This window comes from Pseudomonas sp. AP3_22 TE3818, assembly GCF_053628995.1.
The window spans coordinates 5,399,479-5,417,075 of the sequence record NZ_JBRJHL010000001.1 but is presented as its reverse complement, the minus strand read 5'-3'; the positions used below and the strand labels follow the sequence as shown (position 1 = coordinate 5,417,075).

Below are 17,597 nucleotides of genomic sequence, written 5' to 3'. Positions count from 1 at the left end.
GAAACCCTCGGCTAAGGTGCGCGACTTCCAATTCCCACTCTGCTTGAAGGCCCGGCATGACCGAACACAACATCGACCCGCTGCACGGCGTGACGCTGGAGCAAATCCTCAACGCCCTGGTTGAACACTACGAATGGTCGGGGCTGGCCGAACGCATCGATATCCGCTGCTTCAAGAGCGACCCGAGTATCAAGTCGAGTCTGACGTTCCTGCGTAAAACCCCGTGGGCGCGGGAGAAGGTCGAACGCCTGTATGTGAAGTTGATGCGCACCAAACGACCGCTCTGAACATGGTCAATCCGTGCGCGTTACGCCGCCGTTTTGTGGTCGTGGCTGCCATGCTCGGCTGGGCGGGATTGAGCATCCAGATGTACCTGATTTTCTATTCGCGCTGGACGCTGGAGGCCAGTCTGATCGGTGGGCTGATGAGTTTTTTCAGCTACTTCACCGTGCTGAGCAACACCCTGGTGGCGACGGTGCTGACCTGTGAACTGACGTCCCGCGAGTCCGCCGCGCGACGCTGGTTTTTACAGCCCTGGGTCAGTAGTGGCATCGCTGTGAGCATCGCTGTCGTCGGCCTGGCGTACAGCGTATTGCTTCGCCATCTATGGCATCCCGAAGGCTGGCAATGGCTGGCCGATGAGCTGATGCATGACGTCATGCCGCTGCTGTTTCTGGGGTATTGGTGGTTCTGTGTACCGAAAGGCTCGCTGCGCTGGGGGCATATCGCGTTGTGGGTGATTTATCCGCTGGTGTACTTCGCTTACTCGTTGCTGCGCGGGCATGTGCTGGCGACTTATCCGTACCCGTTCATTGATGTGGACAAACTGGGTTATCCACAGGTGTTCATCAACGCCGGGGGATTGTTGGCGGGGTTTGTGCTGATTGCGCTGGGGGTGGTTGCAGTGGATCGTCGTCATCAATTGTAGGAGCTGGCTTGCCAGCGATGGCGTCCTAAAGGTCCCCATCGCCGACAAGCCGGCTCCTACAGGATGTGATCACTCTTCAAGACTGTCATCCAGCCGCCAGTAGCCCACCGCTTTGACGAACTGCTCGTTCAGCCCATGCTCATCGAGCAACACCCGACGAATCTGCCGCGACACCTTGCTTTCCGTTGCCACCCACGCGTACAGGCTGCCGGCCGGCACCTGGATCTGGCGCACGGTGGTCAGCAGATTGTCCTTGCCACCTTCGCGCAGCACCCAGATCACATTGACCTCGGCAGCGCTTTCCAGCACTTGCTGCTCCTTGCCGTTTTCCACTTCCACGATCACCAGCGCACGGCGGTTGGCCGCCAGGCTTTCGAGGCGCCGGGCGATGGCGGGCAGGGCGGTTTCGTCGCCGATCAGCAAGTAGCTGTCGAACATGTCCGGCACGATCATCGAACCCCTCGGCCCGCCGATGTGCAGGAACTGCCCCGGTTTGGCCTGTTCGGCCCAGGTCGAGGCCGGGCCGTCGCCGTGCAGCACGAAGTCGATGTCCAGTTCCAGGGCGCTCAGGTCATAGCGGCGCGGCGTGTAGTCGCGCATCTCGGGCAGCGGGCCGTTGTCCTTGCCGGCGCCCAGCACCAGGGTTTCCAGGGCCGCAGCCTGTTCGGCGTTCTGCGGGAACAACAGTTTGACGTGATCGTCCGTACCCAGGCTGACGAAGCCTGCCAGCTCCGGCCCGCCCAGGGTAATCCGGCGCATGCGCGGGGTCAGGTCGACCACACGTAATACTTCCAGGCGACGGCGTTTGATGTCGTGCATGACGCGGTGAATGGAATGCGCGATCACTTCAGTCATTCGGCTTTCTCCTGAACGGGTTGAACGGCAGGGCCGTCGACGATGGCTTTGGCGGTGTCGTTGAGCAGCGCCGCGACGCGCTGGATTTCTTCCGCGCTCCAGCGGCCGTGATGCAGTTGCAGGGCATGGCGCAGGTTGTGCACCGCCTCGTGGATTTCGGCCGGGCGATCATGGCCGCGCAACGAGCGCTTGCTGACATCGATGCGCACCCGCACACCTTCAAGGGCGACGGCTTGCTCGGTCAGGGACTGGCGTCCGGCGTCGGTCACGCTGTAGCGTTTTTTGCCGCCTTCGGCGTCGCCGGTAATCAACTCGCTTTCTTCAAGAAAAGTCAGGGTCGGGTAGATCACGCCGGGACTGGGACTGTAGGCGCCATCGAACATGCCTTCAATCTGGCGGATCAGGTCATAGCCGTGACATGGCTGTTCCGCGATCAACGCCAGCAGGAGCAATTTCAGGTCGCCGGGGGCAAATACTCGCGGGCCACGACCACCGCGTTCGCGGCCAGGGCGTTTCTCGAAGCCGTCGCGGCCGTCGCCGTGTTCGCGGTGGGGGGAATGATGGTCTCTCATTTTTTGCGTTCTCTCACGTCGTGTTTAGATACAACTTAAGATATATCTTATGTCTTGTGCAAGCAGGATCGACCGACGGTTCCCCCCTATGCAAGAAAACCAGCACGCGAGAGGTCGGCATTGTAAGTAATTGAGTCTTACAAAATTGGCTGAGAGGTTTTTCAAATATCTGCTGATGCGGTTTGTAGTACTAGTTAAAGGAGTCTGTAGGTTTTTTATACGATGGAGTATTTCGCTATAGTTAATTCTTTTAGGACTACAGGTTACGGAGAACGGTCCTACATACCTTTCTTCTGCATTACTGGATCATCTGCGCCGTTAAAAGTCTGGATGAATAATCAATCACGAACTTGCTGCCCGCCCGGACAGTGAGGTTTGAGTATTTCCATTTGGCTTTTATATGCCTGTCAGTTAATTTATAAGGTAACAAGTCATGTTCAACAAAGTCGTATTTGCCGTTCCTGTAGCCCTTCTGGCGCTCAGCTCTTCTTTCGCATTCGCCGCCGATGATGCACGCAGCTCCATCAACATCAGCGCCACCATTCCAACCAAGGTTTTCCACGCCCAGCCACGGGACCCGAACTTCGGTAAAGACGAAAAAATGGCCTACAACCTGGTGGATGGCACCTTGTCTCCACTGCGTGCGGTATACGATGTGAAGCACACCGACGGTGCGGTGGGTGCCTATGTCGAGGGTGGTCCACAGCCATTGTTCAACGGTGCCAACAACATTCCGTTGACCTACACCTTTAATGGCAAAACCTTGACGGCGGTATCTCAGGAAGTAGTAGCTGAAGCCGAGGCCAAGGGCGGTATCGCGGCCGACCTGGTAATCGCCGCAGCCAAACCAACCGCTGACCAGAACGGCAACTACACCGCAACGCCAGTGGTGGTCTTCGACGCCATTCCGACAGTGCCGTAATTTGGTTATGAACTAAGGCTTAGTCATTATTTGATAACAATTACCGAATGACGAACTACTTTGTTTGTCGTTCGGTTTTAACGTTTTTATATTCAGAGTAATTCGTTCATGTTCCCGATGACTCCCATCGCGACGGCGCTTGCCCTTGTCTTTTGTGCAAATGCCTTGGCTGCGCCAACGGACAATGGCCATACACCTCGAAGTTTGCTGTCTCAGGCCAAGGGATTGCCGGCTGAGTTCGAGGAGCATTTCTTTGATGTGCCGTTGGCGGTCCGCGTGGAACTTGACCAACAATTTCTCGGTGAAGCGATGGTGGTGTTAAGCCGCGATGATCGCATCACCCTCGTTGACTTTACCGATGTCAGCGACAGCAAATTCAAGGCAGGCGAACGAGATACCTGGTCAAACTATCTGAGCCAGGGCGTAGCCCTCGGCAGCTGCCAGGGCAAATGCCCGGAGCAATTGCTTGCCGTGCACTACAGCCTGGAAAACTCACTCGTCTCCATCCTCACGGCAAATTCCGAACGCGATGAGCAGGCGCAGCGTTACTACAGCCTGCCGGAAGGCGGCAGCAGCGGCCTGATTGTGCGCAATCAATTGAACCTCAATGGCGGCCAGAACCAGGATACGGGCGGGCGCTACGGCCTCGAAGCCAGCAGCAGCCTGGGTAACTGGACTCAAGCCGTCAACCTGCAGTTGTCCCGAATGGGGGGCGTGGACAATCAGGTCTATCACGCCGTGCATGGGCTCTATACCCAGCGCGAACTGGAGGGCAATTTCCTGCGCCTGGGCTACTTCACTCCCACCACCGAAGGACTGACTCGCCAGCCTCGTACATTTGGCGTAAGCCCCGATACAGCGCTAGGTGTCATGTATGGCAGCTCCGACAGCCTGGTGATCAACAATCCGAAGCCGGCGATTTATCCGATCTACGTCACCGCCAATCGCCAGGGCTCGGTGGAAATCTACCGCGACGGCCTGTTGATCAATACCCAAGCCGTGCCCGCCGGATTGCAAACCCTCGATACGCGCCCGCTGCCGGGCGGCATCTACGAGGTGGAAGTGCGACTGGTCGAAGACGGTCAGATCACGTCCAGCACTCAGGAATTGGTCTACAAACCGAACAACTGGCGCAATCATGATGAGCGCTGGCGCTACAACCTTTTCGCCGGTCGTGAGTCCAGGTTGCTCAGCAACTGGGATGAGCAATCCGAGGGGGATATGACCGCCGGAGCGGCATTCAACTACCTGTTGCACCCGCGAGTGATCCTCGGTTTGACCGGCCGGCAGGTGCGTGACTCTCTGCAATACGGCGCATCGGTCGACTGGACGGTCGTCAACAACGCCAGTCTTTTCGCCAACATCTACCAGACCGAAGACTACGGTACCGGCCTTGATGTGCAGGGTTTGTATTCCTATGGAAAGGGCAGCATCGTCGCCAGCCATAACCGCAGCTGGCTCGACACGACCCGGCTTTACGACACCTTGCCCGACGGGACGCGGGTGCGTCAGCGCAATGTGTTCGTCGGCCAGACCAGCAACTCATCGCTATCGGTCAATCACCGACTGACCACCAAAAGCTCGGTCAATGCCCGTGTATCCCATAGCCAGGGCAATACCGAAGGCACGGGGCTGGACCTGGGATGGACTCAGCGTACTCAACTTTTCGGCAGCGATGCCAACTGGCGATTGTCGCTGTTCGACCGACCGGGCAGTGTCAGTTCAGGTAGTGACAGAAACCGTGGTATTGACCTGAGCCTCAACATCGCGCTGGGCGACTCGGGAGAGCAATGGTCCGGCAGCATCGGTTCGCGCACGGCGCGGGAGGGCGGGCGTGATAACAATGCCTCGCTGACCTATCGCAAAGAGCTTCAGGATCACTTGCTGCAGAGTGTCTCGGCCACGGCGACCTCCGATACCTATGGCATGGGCTTGTCCGCCATGACCACGATGCAATCGGACCTGGTCAATGGCGACGGTTTTATCCAGCGATCCTCCTATAACAATGACCTGACTGGCGGTCTTAACCTGGACAGCACCGTGGCAATCGGTGCGCGGAAAATGGTCATGACCAGCCAATCCCACCGCGACGGGGCGGGCATGATCATCGACGTGGAGTCGGATATCGCCGACATTGCCCTGCGTGCCGACGACCTGAGCGGCGGCAGTGCGGTGCTGCGCCCGGGTCGTAATTTCGTGCCGCTCACGGCGTATAAAAGCAGCTCGGTGAGCTTCGACTTCGAGGGCAACCACGTGCCCGCCGCGAGCATTCAACCGCCTCGCTCCAGCTATCACCTGAACAAGGGCGGCGTGGAGTACCGCAAGATCACCATCAGCAAAACCGTCACCGTGCTCGGGCGCTTGGTCGACCCCCAGGGTAAACCACTCAAGGGCCATCACATCATCAACCACGCCAGTCGTGGGGTGAGTGAAGTCGATGGTTTCTTCTCCATGGAAATGAACGCCGGCTCGCCGACGCTGGAGGTGCGCTCCGGCAACCACTTGCTCTGTCAGTTCCGACTCGATCCAGACAACGCCCAACGGGAAAACGATGTGTTGATGATTGGGGAGTTGCGTTGTTCGCCGGAGACGTTGGCGGATGCGATGTATCGGACGGAGAAGGCAATCTAAATGCTGGAGTGGAGTATGAAGGGTTTGTTTGTGACTTATAAAGCCGCTGCTGTATTTATTTTAAGTGGGGTTTTGTTTTGGATGTTTTCAGCTTCCGTCCGGGCTGATGTTGTACAAATTACTGCAGGCTTTAAACCTGATCCCGCGAAACCTTATATTAATTCATTTGAGAATCAAACGCCTGTTACGGGTGTCTGTCGCGATACTCCGGAAACGTGTAAATGGTTAGATGAAGGGCGTCAGGTTTTTAGTATCGAAACCAATATTGACTTCAATTCCATCGCTCCTATAGTGGCCCACGATGGAAATTTTCGTCAGGGCGCAATGTTTAATATTCCGGCCAATGCATGGAGACAGGTTTCGGTTCGATCTGCAGACGGTAAAGAGGCATTGGTTGAAGTAAGGATCGTCGGAATCGGCGGTCGATACAGACTTGGTAAACGCGTCCAGGAACTGACTGGAGAGCCTGATGCAGTTAGGGGGCATTATTTATTATGGGACCACGGAGATTGGGGCATTGCCCCCAAACCATGCCTCCATACGCGTGCTGGTGTGCGGCCAACTGACACAGACTTTACGTTCTTATGGTTAACACCCGCGGGAGCTGGTACTTGCGGAACAAGTGCAAATTTTGATATTCCCGGTTTCGCCTACCCGAAGTTGAATTTCATGTACTCCCTCCGTACGCCTGATCCTTTGAAGATGGCACCTGGTACTTACACCGGCAGCATTAATTACACCGTAGGTCCTTTTGGCGATTTCGACATGGGCGATAATCTTTTACCCACCGATTCCGGTCTTCAACTTGATTTTACCCTGAACGTGGAACACGTTCTATCTGTGGAGGTACCGCCCGCTGGTCATCGCGTGGAACTGGTTCCTGAGGGCGGCTGGCAGGCTTGGTTAAACCAAGGCCGTAAACCAACACGGTTGTTTCGGGATCAGTCCTTTAATATCTGGACCTCTACGAACTTCAAAATGCAGCTGGAGTGTCAATACTCCTTTGAGAATAGCTGTGCGCTTAAGGAGTCGAATTCCGGTGAAAATGCCCCTCTCTCTATCAGTGTGAGTTTGCCAAGTGATTTGAGGGATGTTAGCGGGCAACCGATTATTCGTCGTCCATTATTAATAGATGGCAGTGGTACTGAGTTGTTTCAGCCTAGCGTTTACCTCGTTCGCAAGCCGGCGACCCTGCACTTCGAGATTAGCAGGGAACATGTTGAGCGGATGCTGTCCGAGGGAGTCGCCAAGGAATATTCGGGTAATGTCACGGTGCTCTGGGACTCGCAAATTTAAGCGGTTTGGTTGTGTTTTACAATTGAGGTATTACGTCATGAAGCGCCTGTTGGCACTGTTTGGTTTTTCGCTTTTTTCTCACGCGGCCCTGGCCGCGCCGCAGATCAATGTCGGGGTGGTCTATGACTATCTGGATGGCGATAAAAGTTCTTATCTGAAACGAGTATTCAATGGTGGCGACAGCACGGCTTTCGTCAAGATCAATATTCTCGAAATCATCTACGATGCCGATGGCAAAGCCCGGGAAATTCCTTTGGTCAACCAGGCGGACGCTACGTCGCGTGACGGGCTGATGGCCAGTCCGGCGCGACTGATCGTGCCGGCCAATGGCATGCAGGGTTCGCGTTTGTTGTACATGGGGGAGCGTGACAAGGAACGTTACTTCCGCGTGCGTTATGTGCCGGTAGTGCCGGAAAAGGAAGATGAGTTCGCCGTCTCCGAGCAGGAGCGCGACGACTACAAGAAAAACCTGTCGGCCGGGGTTAATGTACTGGCGGGTTATGGCACGGTGTTCTTTGTTCGCCCGAAAGAGACACGCTTTGACAGCGTGATCGAGAACGAGGCGGGGCAGTACCGGATCCGCAACAACGGCAATAGTGTGGTGGTGATCGACGAATTCAAGGACTGCTCGATCAAGAACGAGCAGGAGTGCCAGCCAACGACCAAGCATCACATTCTGGCCGGTCGGACATTCCAGTTCGAAAAGCAGGCTGGTCGGCAATACCGTTTTACGATGGTTGAAGGAAGCAAAAGCCAGAACCTGGAGATCAAGGGATGAAGCCGTAGTTGGGTGAACGTCTGTTTGCTTCCAGGCTTTTTAGTTTTATATCGATTTCGATTTATTTGTTTGCAACATTGAAGTGCAAGCAACAGGTGAAGATCATGTTGAAAAAATGGATAACCGTCGCCTCGATGGTATGTCTGACGCTGGCGAGTGTTTACGCCTTTGCAATAGTGGAACGCGAAACCTTTGAAGTGTCAGTGACTATCCCTGTTGCGGAGTTTTATGTGTTGCCGGTGGATCCGGGGTGGATAGGGCGTGAACAAACACTACCCTGGAATATGGCGACGGAGGAACTTGGGTCGCTGCGTAAACAATTCGATGTCAAAAACGCCAATGGAGCGATTGCTGCTCGTTTGAGTGAGGTACCTTACTTAAGTAACGGCAGAGACATCGACAACATCGCGCTGGATGTAACGTTCAACCGGATAAAACTCACGCTGGATAATGCTGAGATTATTTCGGAACTGGACGGTAAAGCTGGCACACGCGTGGAGTTGGTGATTGCAGCAGTCAAACCGGATGACGGTTATAAGCCTGGTGAGTACTACGGTAGTGTGAATATGATTTTTGAGGCTGTCGTTCCATGATCCGGTTTAGAGCAGTAAGTGTTGCAAGCTTTTTTCATATTAAACATAAACTAACAATAAAGGTGAGAGGCGAGCAAAGCTCTAGATGTCAAGAGGTAAATCAAGCGCCTGATCTTAAGTTACAGGTAATAAACGTGTTTAAGGAAAAATCCGCAGAGACTTCGATAAAAAAAAATATAGCCCGATTCCTGTTTGGTGGGGTTTGCTTCTACTTCAGTTTATCTGCGGCGGCGGCAGTGAATGAGATAACCGCCGTCTTTAAACCGGATCCTGCAAATCCGCTGAGAAACCTGTTCCTCAACACAACACCAAACGGTCATTTCTGCGGTTCGCGTCCCAGTTTTTGCAAGGATCGCAATTTGTTCAGTCTACGTGTCAACATGCCGTTGGAGCAGACTGTCGGCGGTAAGATTTCCGCCGGTCATATCAATGAACGACTGGGAGCTTATCTCAAGGCCCCGTCTGAGTGGCGGTCGGTTGAGGTACATCCTCCGTCGGGTGGCCCCTCTGAAAGGGTCGAGGTCCGTATAGCTGGCATAGGTGGTAGGCACGATCTCGGTGCGCGAGCTACTGAACTGGCTCCTGGCGGTCATTCTGCGTTGTGGTCCATTCCTAGTTGGGCGTCAGCGCCAGCTCCCTGCAGTGGGTCGGGAAGTGTATGGGAGGGGCCTGACCACTCCATCTTCATGTGGATTGTTCCAGAAAATACAGGGAGTTGTTCTACTCAGGCGAAAGTTGATATCCCCAATTTTCGTTACCGCTACCTTGAAATTATGTATGAGCTTCGCACGCCCAACCCGCTAACAATGCGCACCGGAACCTACGTTGGCACTATCTCATACACGTTAGGGCCGATGATGGACTTCGATCTTGGTGATCTGGTACTTCCCAAAGATAACACCCTGCAACTTAATTTCACTCTGGATGTGCAACACAGCCTTAAAGTAGAGATTCCACCTGGCGGTAATCGAGTAGAGCTGGTTCCTCAAGGCGGCTGGCAGGCCTGGTTGAATCAGGGGCGCAAGCCTGTGCGCCTGTTCCGCGATCAAACCTTCAACGTCTCTTCTTCAATCCGCTTCAAGATGCAACTCGAATGCCAGTACACCGTGGGCAATACCTGCGCGTTGCGCGACACGGATTCCACTGATCTTGTGCCCTTGAACACCAGCATCAGCCTGCCCAACGGCTTGACGGACGGTTCGGGGCAGGCGGTCGATCGTCGTCCTCTGCGCCTCGATGGCAGCGGCACCGAGCTGTTCCAGCCCGGTTTCTATGTCGATCGCAAGCCAGGGACCCTGCACTTTGAGGTAACCAAGGAACACGTCGAGACGATATTGCGCGAGGGTGTTGGCAAGACCTACTCGGGTAACGTCACGGTGATCTGGGACTCTGAATTGATCTGACACCTGCGCCCCTGAAGTCTCCTGGTGGGAGTATTTCAGGGGCGTTTCATTGCCTCGCTCGCTGGGCAATCAGCTGCTTTTTCGTCAATTTCGTCGAGCCGATGTCCACATCAATTTTTTTCGGATCAAAAAAAGGGTTTTTTAGTCGAGTCAAGAAGCTGAAATTAGTGTTAACTCTCTAATTGTGCGGTTCACCCCTTAATTCGTTGGTTTTGTAATATCCCTCCTACAGAAGTTACTGTGTCGTTGTCGGCCTTAATTGCCTGTGTAATGGCTTCATGTAGTATGAATCTGACAGTCGAACAGTGACTTTATCAATATTTCAGTGTTTTTCTTGCCACTGTCGTGGCCCTTTGGCTACGCGCTTTGAGGAACTTGCCTGCTTACTTTCCAGAATATTTGATCGATCATCTTTCGGCGTTGAAAGTTCAGCTGCGCAAATAGCTGCTCGTGACAGTTTTGCTCAACTTGAACTTTCAACGACTCGATCCTTTTAAAAAGACAGGTACTGAAAGATGTTCAAGAAAATCGCGTTTGCTGCTCCTCTGGCTGTTCTGGCTCTGAGTTCTTCGATGGTATTTGCCGCTACCGAAGCCAGGCACTCCATCAGTCTGGTTGCTACTGTCAATGCTGACGACTTCTATGCGGTGCCGGTTGACTATGATCTGGTCAACAAGGATCAGGACATGAGCTACAACCCGTCTACCGACGCCATGCGCACCGTCGATGGGCACTTTGACGTGCTGCATACCGCCGGCAAGGTCAATGCACGACTTGAAGGCGTTCCAAAGCTGATCTCCGGTAACAACACCATCGACTTGAAAGTCGAACTTAATGGCAAGACGCTGACAACCACTTCGCAAGAGGTTGTTGGAGAAACTGAATCCAACACCCGTTATCGTGCGCCGTTTAAAATCAGCGCGGTCACCGCTAAAAAACCTGATGCAGGCGATTACACTGGCGTCGTGATGCTGGTCGTCGAACCGTCCGTCTAAGTAATACCTGCGACGGCAAAGCGCTTACTTTTCAAGTAGCGTTTTTCGGTCGGCAAACTTTTCGGTTTGTCGGCCGAGTTTTGATCTCCCTTGTAATCAGAGTATTCGTTCATGTTCCCGATGACGCCCATCGCGGCAGCGCTTGCGTTGCTGTTATGTAGCAGTGCATTTGCGGCGCCCACTTCAATTGATAATACGCCCCGAAGTTTGCTCGCCCAGGCCAAAGGCTTGCCGGCGGATTTCGAGGAGCACTTTTTCGATGTGCCGTTGGCCGTTCGGGTCGAACTCGATCAACAGCCCCTCGGCGAGGCGATGATCGTGTTGTCCCGCGATGACCGGGTCACCTTGCTCGATTTCACCGACACCAGCGACAGCCGCTTCAGCGCCGGCGAACGCGACACCTGGGCCGGCATTCTGAAACCCGGCGTGGCGCTGGGTACCTGCACCGCTCAATGCGCAGAACAAATGCTGGCGGTGCACTACAACCTGGAAAACTCGTTGCTGTCGATCGTCACCGAAAATGCCGAACGTGACACTGAGGCCAAGCGTTTCTACGACCAGCCCGAAGGTGGCAGCAGCGGCCTGATGGTGCGCAACCAGCTCAACCTCAATGGCGGCCAGGACCAGGACCTGGGCGGACGTTTTGGCCTGGAGGCCAGCGGCAGCCTCGGCAACTGGAGCCAGACCTTCAACATGCAACTGGCGCGTCTCGGCGGGCCGGACACCAAGACCTATCACGCGGTACACGAGCTCTACACCCAGCGCGAACTGCAAGGCAGTTTTTTCCGCCTGGGTTACTTCACCCCCAATTCCGAAGGTCTGACGCGTCAGCCGCGTTCGTTCGGCACCAGCCCCGACACCGCCGTGGGCGTGATGTACGGCAGTTCCGACAGCCTGGCGATCGACAGCCCGAAACCCAGCGTTTATCCGATCTATGTCACCGCCAATCGCCAGGCCTCGGTGGAGATTTATCGCGATGGTTTGCTGATCAACACCCAAGCTGTACCGGCGGGTTTGCAAACCCTCGACACCCGGCCATTGCCCGGTGGCATCTACGAGGTGGAAGTACGCCTGATCGAAGACGGCCAGATCACCTCGACCACCCTGGAGCTGATCTACAAGCCGAGCAACTGGCGCAACCATGACGAGCGCTGGCGCTACAACCTGTTCGCCGGGCAGGAAAGCAAACTGCTCAGCAACTGGGATCAACAGGACAGTGGCGATGCGACGGCAGGCGCGGCGATCAACTACCTGCTGCACCCACGGGTAATCCTCGGGCTGTCGGCACGCCAGGTGCGCAACACGCTGCAGTACGGCAGCTCCATCGACTGGAGCCTGGCCAACAGCGTCAGCCTCTACGCCAACCTGTACCAGACCGAAGACCACGGCACCGGTGCCGATCTGCAAGCGCTGTACAACTATGGTTCCGGCAGCCTGGTGGTGAGTCACAACCGCAGCTGGCTCGACACCACCAACACCTACGAAACGTTGCCCGACGGCACCCGCGTGCGCCAACGCAACGTGTTCACCGGTGAGACCAGCAATTCATCGCTGGCGCTGAACCACCGGATCAGCCGCAAGAACTCGCTCAATGCGCGGGTCTCCCACAGCGAAGGTAATGTCGAAGGTGTTGGCGTGGACCTGGGCTGGACGCAACGCACGTCGGTACTGGGCAGCGATGCCAACTGGCGGTTGTCGTTATTCGATCGGCCCGGCAGTTACAGCAGCGGCGATGCACGCAATCGTGGGGTCGACCTGAGCATCAACGTGGCGCTGGGTGGGCCGGGCCAGCAGATTTCCGGCAGCATCGGCAGCCGCACGGCCCGTGATGGCAGCCGCGACAACAACGCCTCGCTCGGCTACCGCAAAGACTTGCAAGACCACATCCTGCAGAGCGTCTCGGTGACCGCGCTGACTGACACTTACGGCGTCGGCCTGTCGAGCCTGGCGAACTTCCGTACCGATGCAATCAATGGCGACGGGTTTATCCAGCGCTCATCGTTCAACGACAACTTCACCGGTGGCCTGAACCTGGACAGCACCCTGGTCGTCGGCGGTCAGCGCATGGCGTTGACCAGTCAACATCAAGGACGCGGCGCCGGGATGATCGTCGACGTCGAATCCGATATCGATGGCATCGCCTTGCGTGCCGACGATCTCAGCGGTGGCAGCGCGGCGTTGCGCCCGGGGCGCAATTTCATCCCGCTGACCGCCTACAAGAACAGCTCGGTGAGCTTCGACTTCGAAGGCAATCACGCCCCGGCTGCGAGCATCGAACCGTCCCGCACCCGCTATCACCTGAACAAGGGCGGCGTGGAGTACCGCAAGGTCTACGTGATGAAAACCCTGACCGTGCTCGGTCGCCTCGTCGACCCGCAAGGCCGGCCGCTCAAGGGGCATCACGTGATCAACCACGCCAGCCGTGGCGTGAGTGAAGTCGACGGTTTCTTCTCGATGGAAATGCATGCCGGGTCGCCGACCCTGGAAGTGCGTCATGCCGATCAGTTGCTGTGCCAGTTCCGGCTCGATACCGACAAGCACCGAATTGAAAACAACGTGTTGATGATCGGTGATTTGCGCTGCTCGCCGGACACGTTGGCGGATGCCTCCTTCACTCGCCAGGAGGCCAGTTGAATGAAGAATTTCAAGACGTATCTGCCGCAGTGGCTGTGCCTGCTGGCTTTGTTGGTGACACCTTCGGCCGATGCCGTGCAGCAGGAGATCCGGGCGTTGTTCACGCCGGACTCGGCGAATCCGCAGCGCAACATTTTCGTCAACAAGACGCCGGTCACGGGTTATTGCGCCGAGTATCCGGGTGAGTGCCTGCAACAGGAAACCTTCAGCATCCGGTTGCCCGTGCGTTTCCGGTCGACCAGTGCCTTGCTGCCCAATACCGCGCCACGCCGAAACGCCCTGTTCAGTGTGCCGGCGCAGTGGCGTGCGTTGACGGTGACCAACGTCGATACGAAGGAGACCGAGACAGTCGAGCTGCGTATCGCCGGGTTCGGATCGCAATATTTGCTGAGCGATAGCGTCCGCAAGCTGACAGGCGCACCGACAGACCTGGAGGGCCACCGACTTTTGTGGTCCGGAGGAGCGCTCGGCAGTTGGGTCAATGCCCCACCTCCCTGCCAGTACAGCGGTGTGGGGGCCTATGAGTACAACTTTTATCGATTCTTCTGGAAAACCCCGACTCAAGGGGCCTGCGTCAAGTTGGCCCAATTCGAGATACCGGCCATGTCCTACGAGTATCTGGATATCGCTTACGAATTAAGGACGCCAAACCCGCTGGGCATGTCGTCGGGGCTCTACACCGGGAGCCTGAATTACCGCCTGGGGCCCAATGGTGACTTCGATATGGGCGATGTGATGGTGCCCGACGATCCCGATCTGACCCTGAATTTCGTGCTGGATGTGCAGCACACGCTCAAGGTCGACATTCCTCCCGGTGGTAACAAAATCCGACTGGAACCGCTTGGCGGATGGCAAAGCTGGCTGCAGGCCGGGCGGCGGCCGGTGGGGTTGTTCCGTGACCAGACGTTCAATATCTCGGCCTCAACGCGATTCAAGATCCAGATGGGATGCGGGCCTGGAGTGTCAGGCGAATGCGCATTGGAGAATAGAGAAGGGACGCGTCGAGTCCGCCTGTTCATCAGCGTCAGCCTGCCTGACGGCATCACCGATCTCTCCGGCCAACCCGTAAGACGCCTGCGACTGATGCATGGTGCGGAGAATGCGCAGCATTTCAAACCCGGCTTCTATGTGGACCGGGCACCGGGAACCCTGCATTTCGAAGTCCCGCAATCGCATATGGAATTCATGATCAGACCCGGTGAAGCAAGCACCTGGGCCGGCACGGTCATTGTGATCTGGGATTCGGAAATCTGATGGGCTGCGTATCGATCGTTCGTACCGGCAGTGTGTTCAAAGACCAAGGATTAAAGGTTATGAAGCGTGTGTTTCTATTGATGGGTTTGAGCGGGTTTTCCCTGGGGCTTCAGGCCGGCCCGCAGATCAACGTCGGTACGGTGTACGACTACCTCGACGGCGACAAAAGCACCTACCTCAAGCGCGTGTTCAACAGCGGTGACAGCACCGCATTCGTCAAGGTCAACATCCTCGAAATCGTCTACGACGCCGATGGCACGCCCAATGAAGTGCCCGTCAAAAGCGAGCCGGGGGCGACCTCGCGCGACGGCCTGATGGCCAGTCCCGCACGCCTGATCGTACCGGCCACCGGTATGCAGGGTACACGCCTGTTGTTCATGGGCGCGCGCGACACCGAGCGTTATTTCCGGGTGCGCTTCATTCCGGTCGTGCCGGAAAAGGAAGACGAATTTGCGGTGTCGAGCGAAGAGCGCGAGGACTACAAAAAGAATCTGTCGGCGGGGGTCAACGTCATGACCGGGTTTGGCACGGTGTTCTTCGTCCGGCCGAAGGACAGCCGCTACGACAGCGTGATCGACAATGGCGCCAGCACTTACCGCATCCGCAACAACGGCAATACGTCCGTGGTCGTCGACGAATTTCGCAACTGTTCGATCAAAAAGGAAAACGACTGCGAGCCCACCACCAAGCACCACATTCGCGCGGGCAAGGAGTTCGCCTTCGACAAGAAACCCGGGCGTGAATACCGCTTCAACCTGGTCGAGGGCGCGTCAAAGAAAACCCTGCGCATTGCCAGCCAGTAACGATAGCTCGCCGTTTTTTTTGACGTAACAGGTACCTGAAATGATCAAGTTATCGGCCATCGCCTTATGGACAGGCATCGCGGCATTGACCAGTTCCCTGGCGTTCGCCGCCCGGGAAGAGCACCGGTTCGAAGTGTCGGTGGACATTCCGACGCTGGGTTTCTATGTGATACCGGCCGAATCGGACTGGATTCACCGCGAGCAAGTCCTGCCGTGGAACATCCACACCGCGTCGCTGGAGGGGCTGCGCAAGAACTTCGACGTCAAGCATGACACCAGCGCCATCCACGCGCGGCTCGAGAGCGAACCCTATCTGTCCAACGGGCGTGACGAGCAAAACATCTACTTGCGTGTCAGTTTCAACGGCCAGGAGTTGAGCCATGAGCCGTTGCCCCGGCAAGTGGTGTCTGCCGAACAAGCCGTCGCTGGCGGGCGTTTTCCTCTGGAGATCCAGCCAAAAGTGCCGGCCGGTGGTTATAAACCGGGAAATTATTATGGCAGCGTCCAGTTGATCTTCAGTGCCGCGGCACCTTGACCTCAAGTGTCCCGCAGACGTTGGTGGATGCCGGTTTGCACTATGGAAAAATCAGGATGAATGACATCCGCTACAGCGGATTTCTAGGATTGGATCAGTGATGCATATGTCAGGTTTACCAGGCTCGGTAAAGAGCTGCTTTGCCATTTCAGGCCTGTTGATGGTGTTGTTGCCATCATCCGCCGTAGCTGTAACCCAGGAAATCCGGGCGGTGTTCAAACCGGACCCGGCGAATCCTCAATTCAACCAATTCCAGAACAGAACTCCACTGAGTGGCTTTTGCCTTGATAACCCGCCTCAGTGCCAGGCTGAAAACCTGTTCAGTTTGCGCTTGCCCATTCAAACCCACTCGAATACGACCATTCGGCGGAGTCACTCCAATGTGCGTCAGGGCGCCATGTTCAATATTCCATCGCAATGGCAAAGCATAACGGTTACCCATCCGACTGCCCCGCCACAGGTCGTCAAATTCCGGATTGCCGGTATGGGCGTGTCGTACCGGTTGCCCAAGCCTGCACCCGAGCTGACGGACGGGGCAGGGCATAACCACCTCTGGGAGGGATCTATCTGGGCTTACGCCGGTCCGCCTTGTGCTGGTCTCTCGGGGGCGGGTGACGATATCGGGTTCAATAGTTTCTGGAGGCATCCGGTCGGAACGGGCGCATGCGCCAAGAAAGCGATGTTCGATATTCCCCAGCCTTTCAAATATGAAACGTTCGACATCACCTACGAGCTCGTTACCCCTAACCCCATGGCAATGGTTGAGGGGCAATACACAGGTCAGCATACGTTTCGAGTGGGACCCAATCAGGACTTTGATCTGGGGGACGTGATGATCCCCAATGACGACATCATCGTTCTGGATTTTCACCTCGACGTAGAACATCAACTGAAAATCGACGTCCCTCCCGGCGGTGAAAAAGTCCGATTGGCACCGGCAGGCGGCTGGCAAAGCTGGCTGCATTCCGGGCGCAGACCGGAGCGCATTTTCCGTGACCAGACGTTCAACATTTCCGCCAGTTCGCGTTTCAAGATGTACCTGGATTGTCGGTTCGGTCCCGGCAGGGCCTGCTACCTGGATGACGGTAACAACGTCTTCGTGCCAATAGAGGTCAGCGTCAGTCTGCCCGGCGGGCTGATGGACAGCAGTGGCCGGCCGGTCAACCGAGAGGTGTTGAAAGTCGGGGAGGCGGCCGGGCTGCAGGTTCAACCCAGTCAGTACGTGGATCGCCAGCCGGGAACTTTGCATTTCGAACTGCACAAGGATGCGATCGAGATTGTGTTGTTGCCGTACACGGGCAAGCACTATCGCGGCAACGTCGTGGTGGTCTGGGATTCTGAAGTTTGATTGCGGTTTTTTTGCTGCCACCTGACGGCGTTCCTGCCGTCAGGTGGCAG

Annotated in this window: 16 protein-coding genes; 14 read left to right on the top strand and 2 right to left on the bottom strand. The window is 56.1% G+C overall.

Going from position 1 to position 17,597, the window contains the following annotated elements:
• Window positions 1–56: 56 nt before the first annotated feature.
• Together AB7M25_RS24705 and AB7M25_RS24700 are read left to right on the top strand one after the other, a co-directional pair.
• On the top strand, window positions 57–287 hold the full coding sequence (locus tag AB7M25_RS24705; RefSeq protein WP_007975135.1) for a VF530 family protein: 231 nt from the start codon (window positions 57–59) through the stop codon (window positions 285–287).
• 2 nt (window positions 288–289) lie between these two features.
• Window positions 290–928, top strand: a complete 639-nt coding sequence (locus tag AB7M25_RS24700; protein ID WP_429385680.1) for a Pr6Pr family membrane protein — start codon at window positions 290–292, stop codon at window positions 926–928.
• A 69-nt stretch (window positions 929–997) separates the two neighbouring features.
• Here AB7M25_RS24700 and AB7M25_RS24695 read toward each other — a convergent pair whose 3' ends face one another.
• Both AB7M25_RS24695 and AB7M25_RS24690 read right to left on the bottom strand, forming a co-directional pair.
• Window positions 998–1,783, bottom strand: coding sequence for a siderophore-interacting protein (locus tag AB7M25_RS24695; RefSeq protein ID WP_454238099.1), 786 nt, complete (start codon window positions 1,781–1,783; stop codon window positions 998–1,000).
• The gene (locus AB7M25_RS24690; RefSeq protein ID WP_007975131.1) at window positions 1,780–2,355 is read right to left on the bottom strand and encodes a PadR family transcriptional regulator; all 576 of its coding nucleotides are present in this window, start codon (window positions 2,353–2,355) and stop codon (window positions 1,780–1,782) included. Before AB7M25_RS24690 ends, AB7M25_RS24695 begins: the two co-directional genes overlap by 4 nt.
• A 433-nt stretch (window positions 2,356–2,788) precedes the next feature.
• Here AB7M25_RS24690 and AB7M25_RS24685 point away from each other — a divergent pair, with 433 nt between their 5' ends.
• The 12 genes from AB7M25_RS24685 (at window position 2,789) to AB7M25_RS24630 (ending at window position 17,547) form a co-directional block, all read left to right on the top strand.
• Window positions 2,789–3,277: a CS1 type fimbrial major subunit gene (locus tag AB7M25_RS24685; RefSeq protein WP_429385684.1), complete on the top strand. Its 489-nt coding sequence runs from the start codon at window positions 2,789–2,791 to the stop codon at window positions 3,275–3,277.
• Between the two features lie 108 nt (window positions 3,278–3,385).
• Window positions 3,386–5,908, top strand: coding sequence for a TcfC E-set like domain-containing protein (locus AB7M25_RS24680; RefSeq protein WP_454238098.1), 2,523 nt, complete (start codon window positions 3,386–3,388; stop codon window positions 5,906–5,908).
• 15 nt (window positions 5,909–5,923) lie between these two features.
• Window positions 5,924–7,204: a hypothetical protein gene (locus tag AB7M25_RS24675; RefSeq protein WP_454238097.1), complete on the top strand. Its 1,281-nt coding sequence runs from the start codon at window positions 5,924–5,926 to the stop codon at window positions 7,202–7,204.
• Between the two features lie 37 nt (window positions 7,205–7,241).
• On the top strand, window positions 7,242–7,982 hold the full coding sequence (locus tag AB7M25_RS24670) for a molecular chaperone (protein ID WP_429391312.1): 741 nt from the start codon (window positions 7,242–7,244) through the stop codon (window positions 7,980–7,982).
• Between the two features lie 8 nt (window positions 7,983–7,990).
• On the top strand, window positions 7,991–8,575 hold the full coding sequence (locus AB7M25_RS24665; protein WP_429560251.1) for a CS1 type fimbrial major subunit: 585 nt from the start codon (window positions 7,991–7,993) through the stop codon (window positions 8,573–8,575).
• Between the two features lie 134 nt (window positions 8,576–8,709).
• On the top strand, window positions 8,710–9,978 hold the full coding sequence (locus tag AB7M25_RS24660) for a hypothetical protein (protein WP_454238096.1): 1,269 nt from the start codon (window positions 8,710–8,712) through the stop codon (window positions 9,976–9,978).
• Between the two features lie 515 nt (window positions 9,979–10,493).
• The gene (locus tag AB7M25_RS24655; RefSeq protein ID WP_429385696.1) at window positions 10,494–10,973 is read left to right on the top strand and encodes a CS1 type fimbrial major subunit; all 480 of its coding nucleotides are present in this window, start codon (window positions 10,494–10,496) and stop codon (window positions 10,971–10,973) included.
• Between the two features lie 111 nt (window positions 10,974–11,084).
• The gene (locus AB7M25_RS24650) at window positions 11,085–13,607 is read left to right on the top strand and encodes a CS1-pili formation C-terminal domain-containing protein (protein WP_429517687.1); all 2,523 of its coding nucleotides are present in this window, start codon (window positions 11,085–11,087) and stop codon (window positions 13,605–13,607) included.
• A complete protein-coding gene (locus AB7M25_RS24645; protein WP_454238095.1) occupies window positions 13,608–14,861 on the top strand; it encodes a hypothetical protein in 1,254 nt (417 codons plus the stop codon).
• Window positions 14,862–14,920: 59 nt separating this feature from the next.
• Window positions 14,921–15,664 (top strand): molecular chaperone, encoded by a 744-nt coding sequence (locus AB7M25_RS24640; protein ID WP_454238094.1) that lies wholly within the window; start codon window positions 14,921–14,923, stop codon window positions 15,662–15,664.
• Window positions 15,665–15,704: 40 nt separating this feature from the next.
• On the top strand, window positions 15,705–16,199 hold the full coding sequence (locus tag AB7M25_RS24635; protein ID WP_454238093.1) for a CS1 type fimbrial major subunit: 495 nt from the start codon (window positions 15,705–15,707) through the stop codon (window positions 16,197–16,199).
• A gap of 100 nt (window positions 16,200–16,299) precedes the next feature.
• Window positions 16,300–17,547 (top strand): hypothetical protein, encoded by a 1,248-nt coding sequence (locus AB7M25_RS24630; protein ID WP_454238092.1) that lies wholly within the window; start codon window positions 16,300–16,302, stop codon window positions 17,545–17,547.
• Window positions 17,548–17,597: the final 50 nt, after the last annotated feature.

Bases quoted from the DNA above. Each gene is read 5' to 3' on its own strand.
- AB7M25_RS24705 (WP_007975135.1), top strand. From the start codon at position 57: ATGACCGAACACAACATCGACCCGCTGCACGGCGTGACGCTGGAGCAA.
- AB7M25_RS24700 (WP_429385680.1), top strand. From the start codon at position 290: ATGGTCAATCCGTGCGCGTTACGCCGCCGTTTTGTGGTCGTGGCTGCC.
- AB7M25_RS24695 (WP_454238099.1), bottom strand. From the start codon at position 1,783: ATGACTGAAGTGATCGCGCATTCCATTCACCGCGTCATGCACGACATC.
- AB7M25_RS24690 (WP_007975131.1), bottom strand. From the start codon at position 2,355: ATGAGAGACCATCATTCCCCCCACCGCGAACACGGCGACGGCCGCGAC.
- AB7M25_RS24685 (WP_429385684.1), top strand. From the start codon at position 2,789: ATGTTCAACAAAGTCGTATTTGCCGTTCCTGTAGCCCTTCTGGCGCTC.
- AB7M25_RS24680 (WP_454238098.1), top strand. From the start codon at position 3,386: ATGTTCCCGATGACTCCCATCGCGACGGCGCTTGCCCTTGTCTTTTGT.
- AB7M25_RS24675 (WP_454238097.1), top strand. From the start codon at position 5,924: ATGAAGGGTTTGTTTGTGACTTATAAAGCCGCTGCTGTATTTATTTTA.
- AB7M25_RS24670 (WP_429391312.1), top strand. From the start codon at position 7,242: ATGAAGCGCCTGTTGGCACTGTTTGGTTTTTCGCTTTTTTCTCACGCG.
- AB7M25_RS24655 (WP_429385696.1), top strand. From the start codon at position 10,494: ATGTTCAAGAAAATCGCGTTTGCTGCTCCTCTGGCTGTTCTGGCTCTG.
- AB7M25_RS24650 (WP_429517687.1), top strand. From the start codon at position 11,085: ATGTTCCCGATGACGCCCATCGCGGCAGCGCTTGCGTTGCTGTTATGT.
- AB7M25_RS24645 (WP_454238095.1), top strand. From the start codon at position 13,608: ATGAAGAATTTCAAGACGTATCTGCCGCAGTGGCTGTGCCTGCTGGCT.
- AB7M25_RS24640 (WP_454238094.1), top strand. From the start codon at position 14,921: ATGAAGCGTGTGTTTCTATTGATGGGTTTGAGCGGGTTTTCCCTGGGG.
- AB7M25_RS24635 (WP_454238093.1), top strand. From the start codon at position 15,705: ATGATCAAGTTATCGGCCATCGCCTTATGGACAGGCATCGCGGCATTG.
- AB7M25_RS24630 (WP_454238092.1), top strand. From the start codon at position 16,300: ATGCATATGTCAGGTTTACCAGGCTCGGTAAAGAGCTGCTTTGCCATT.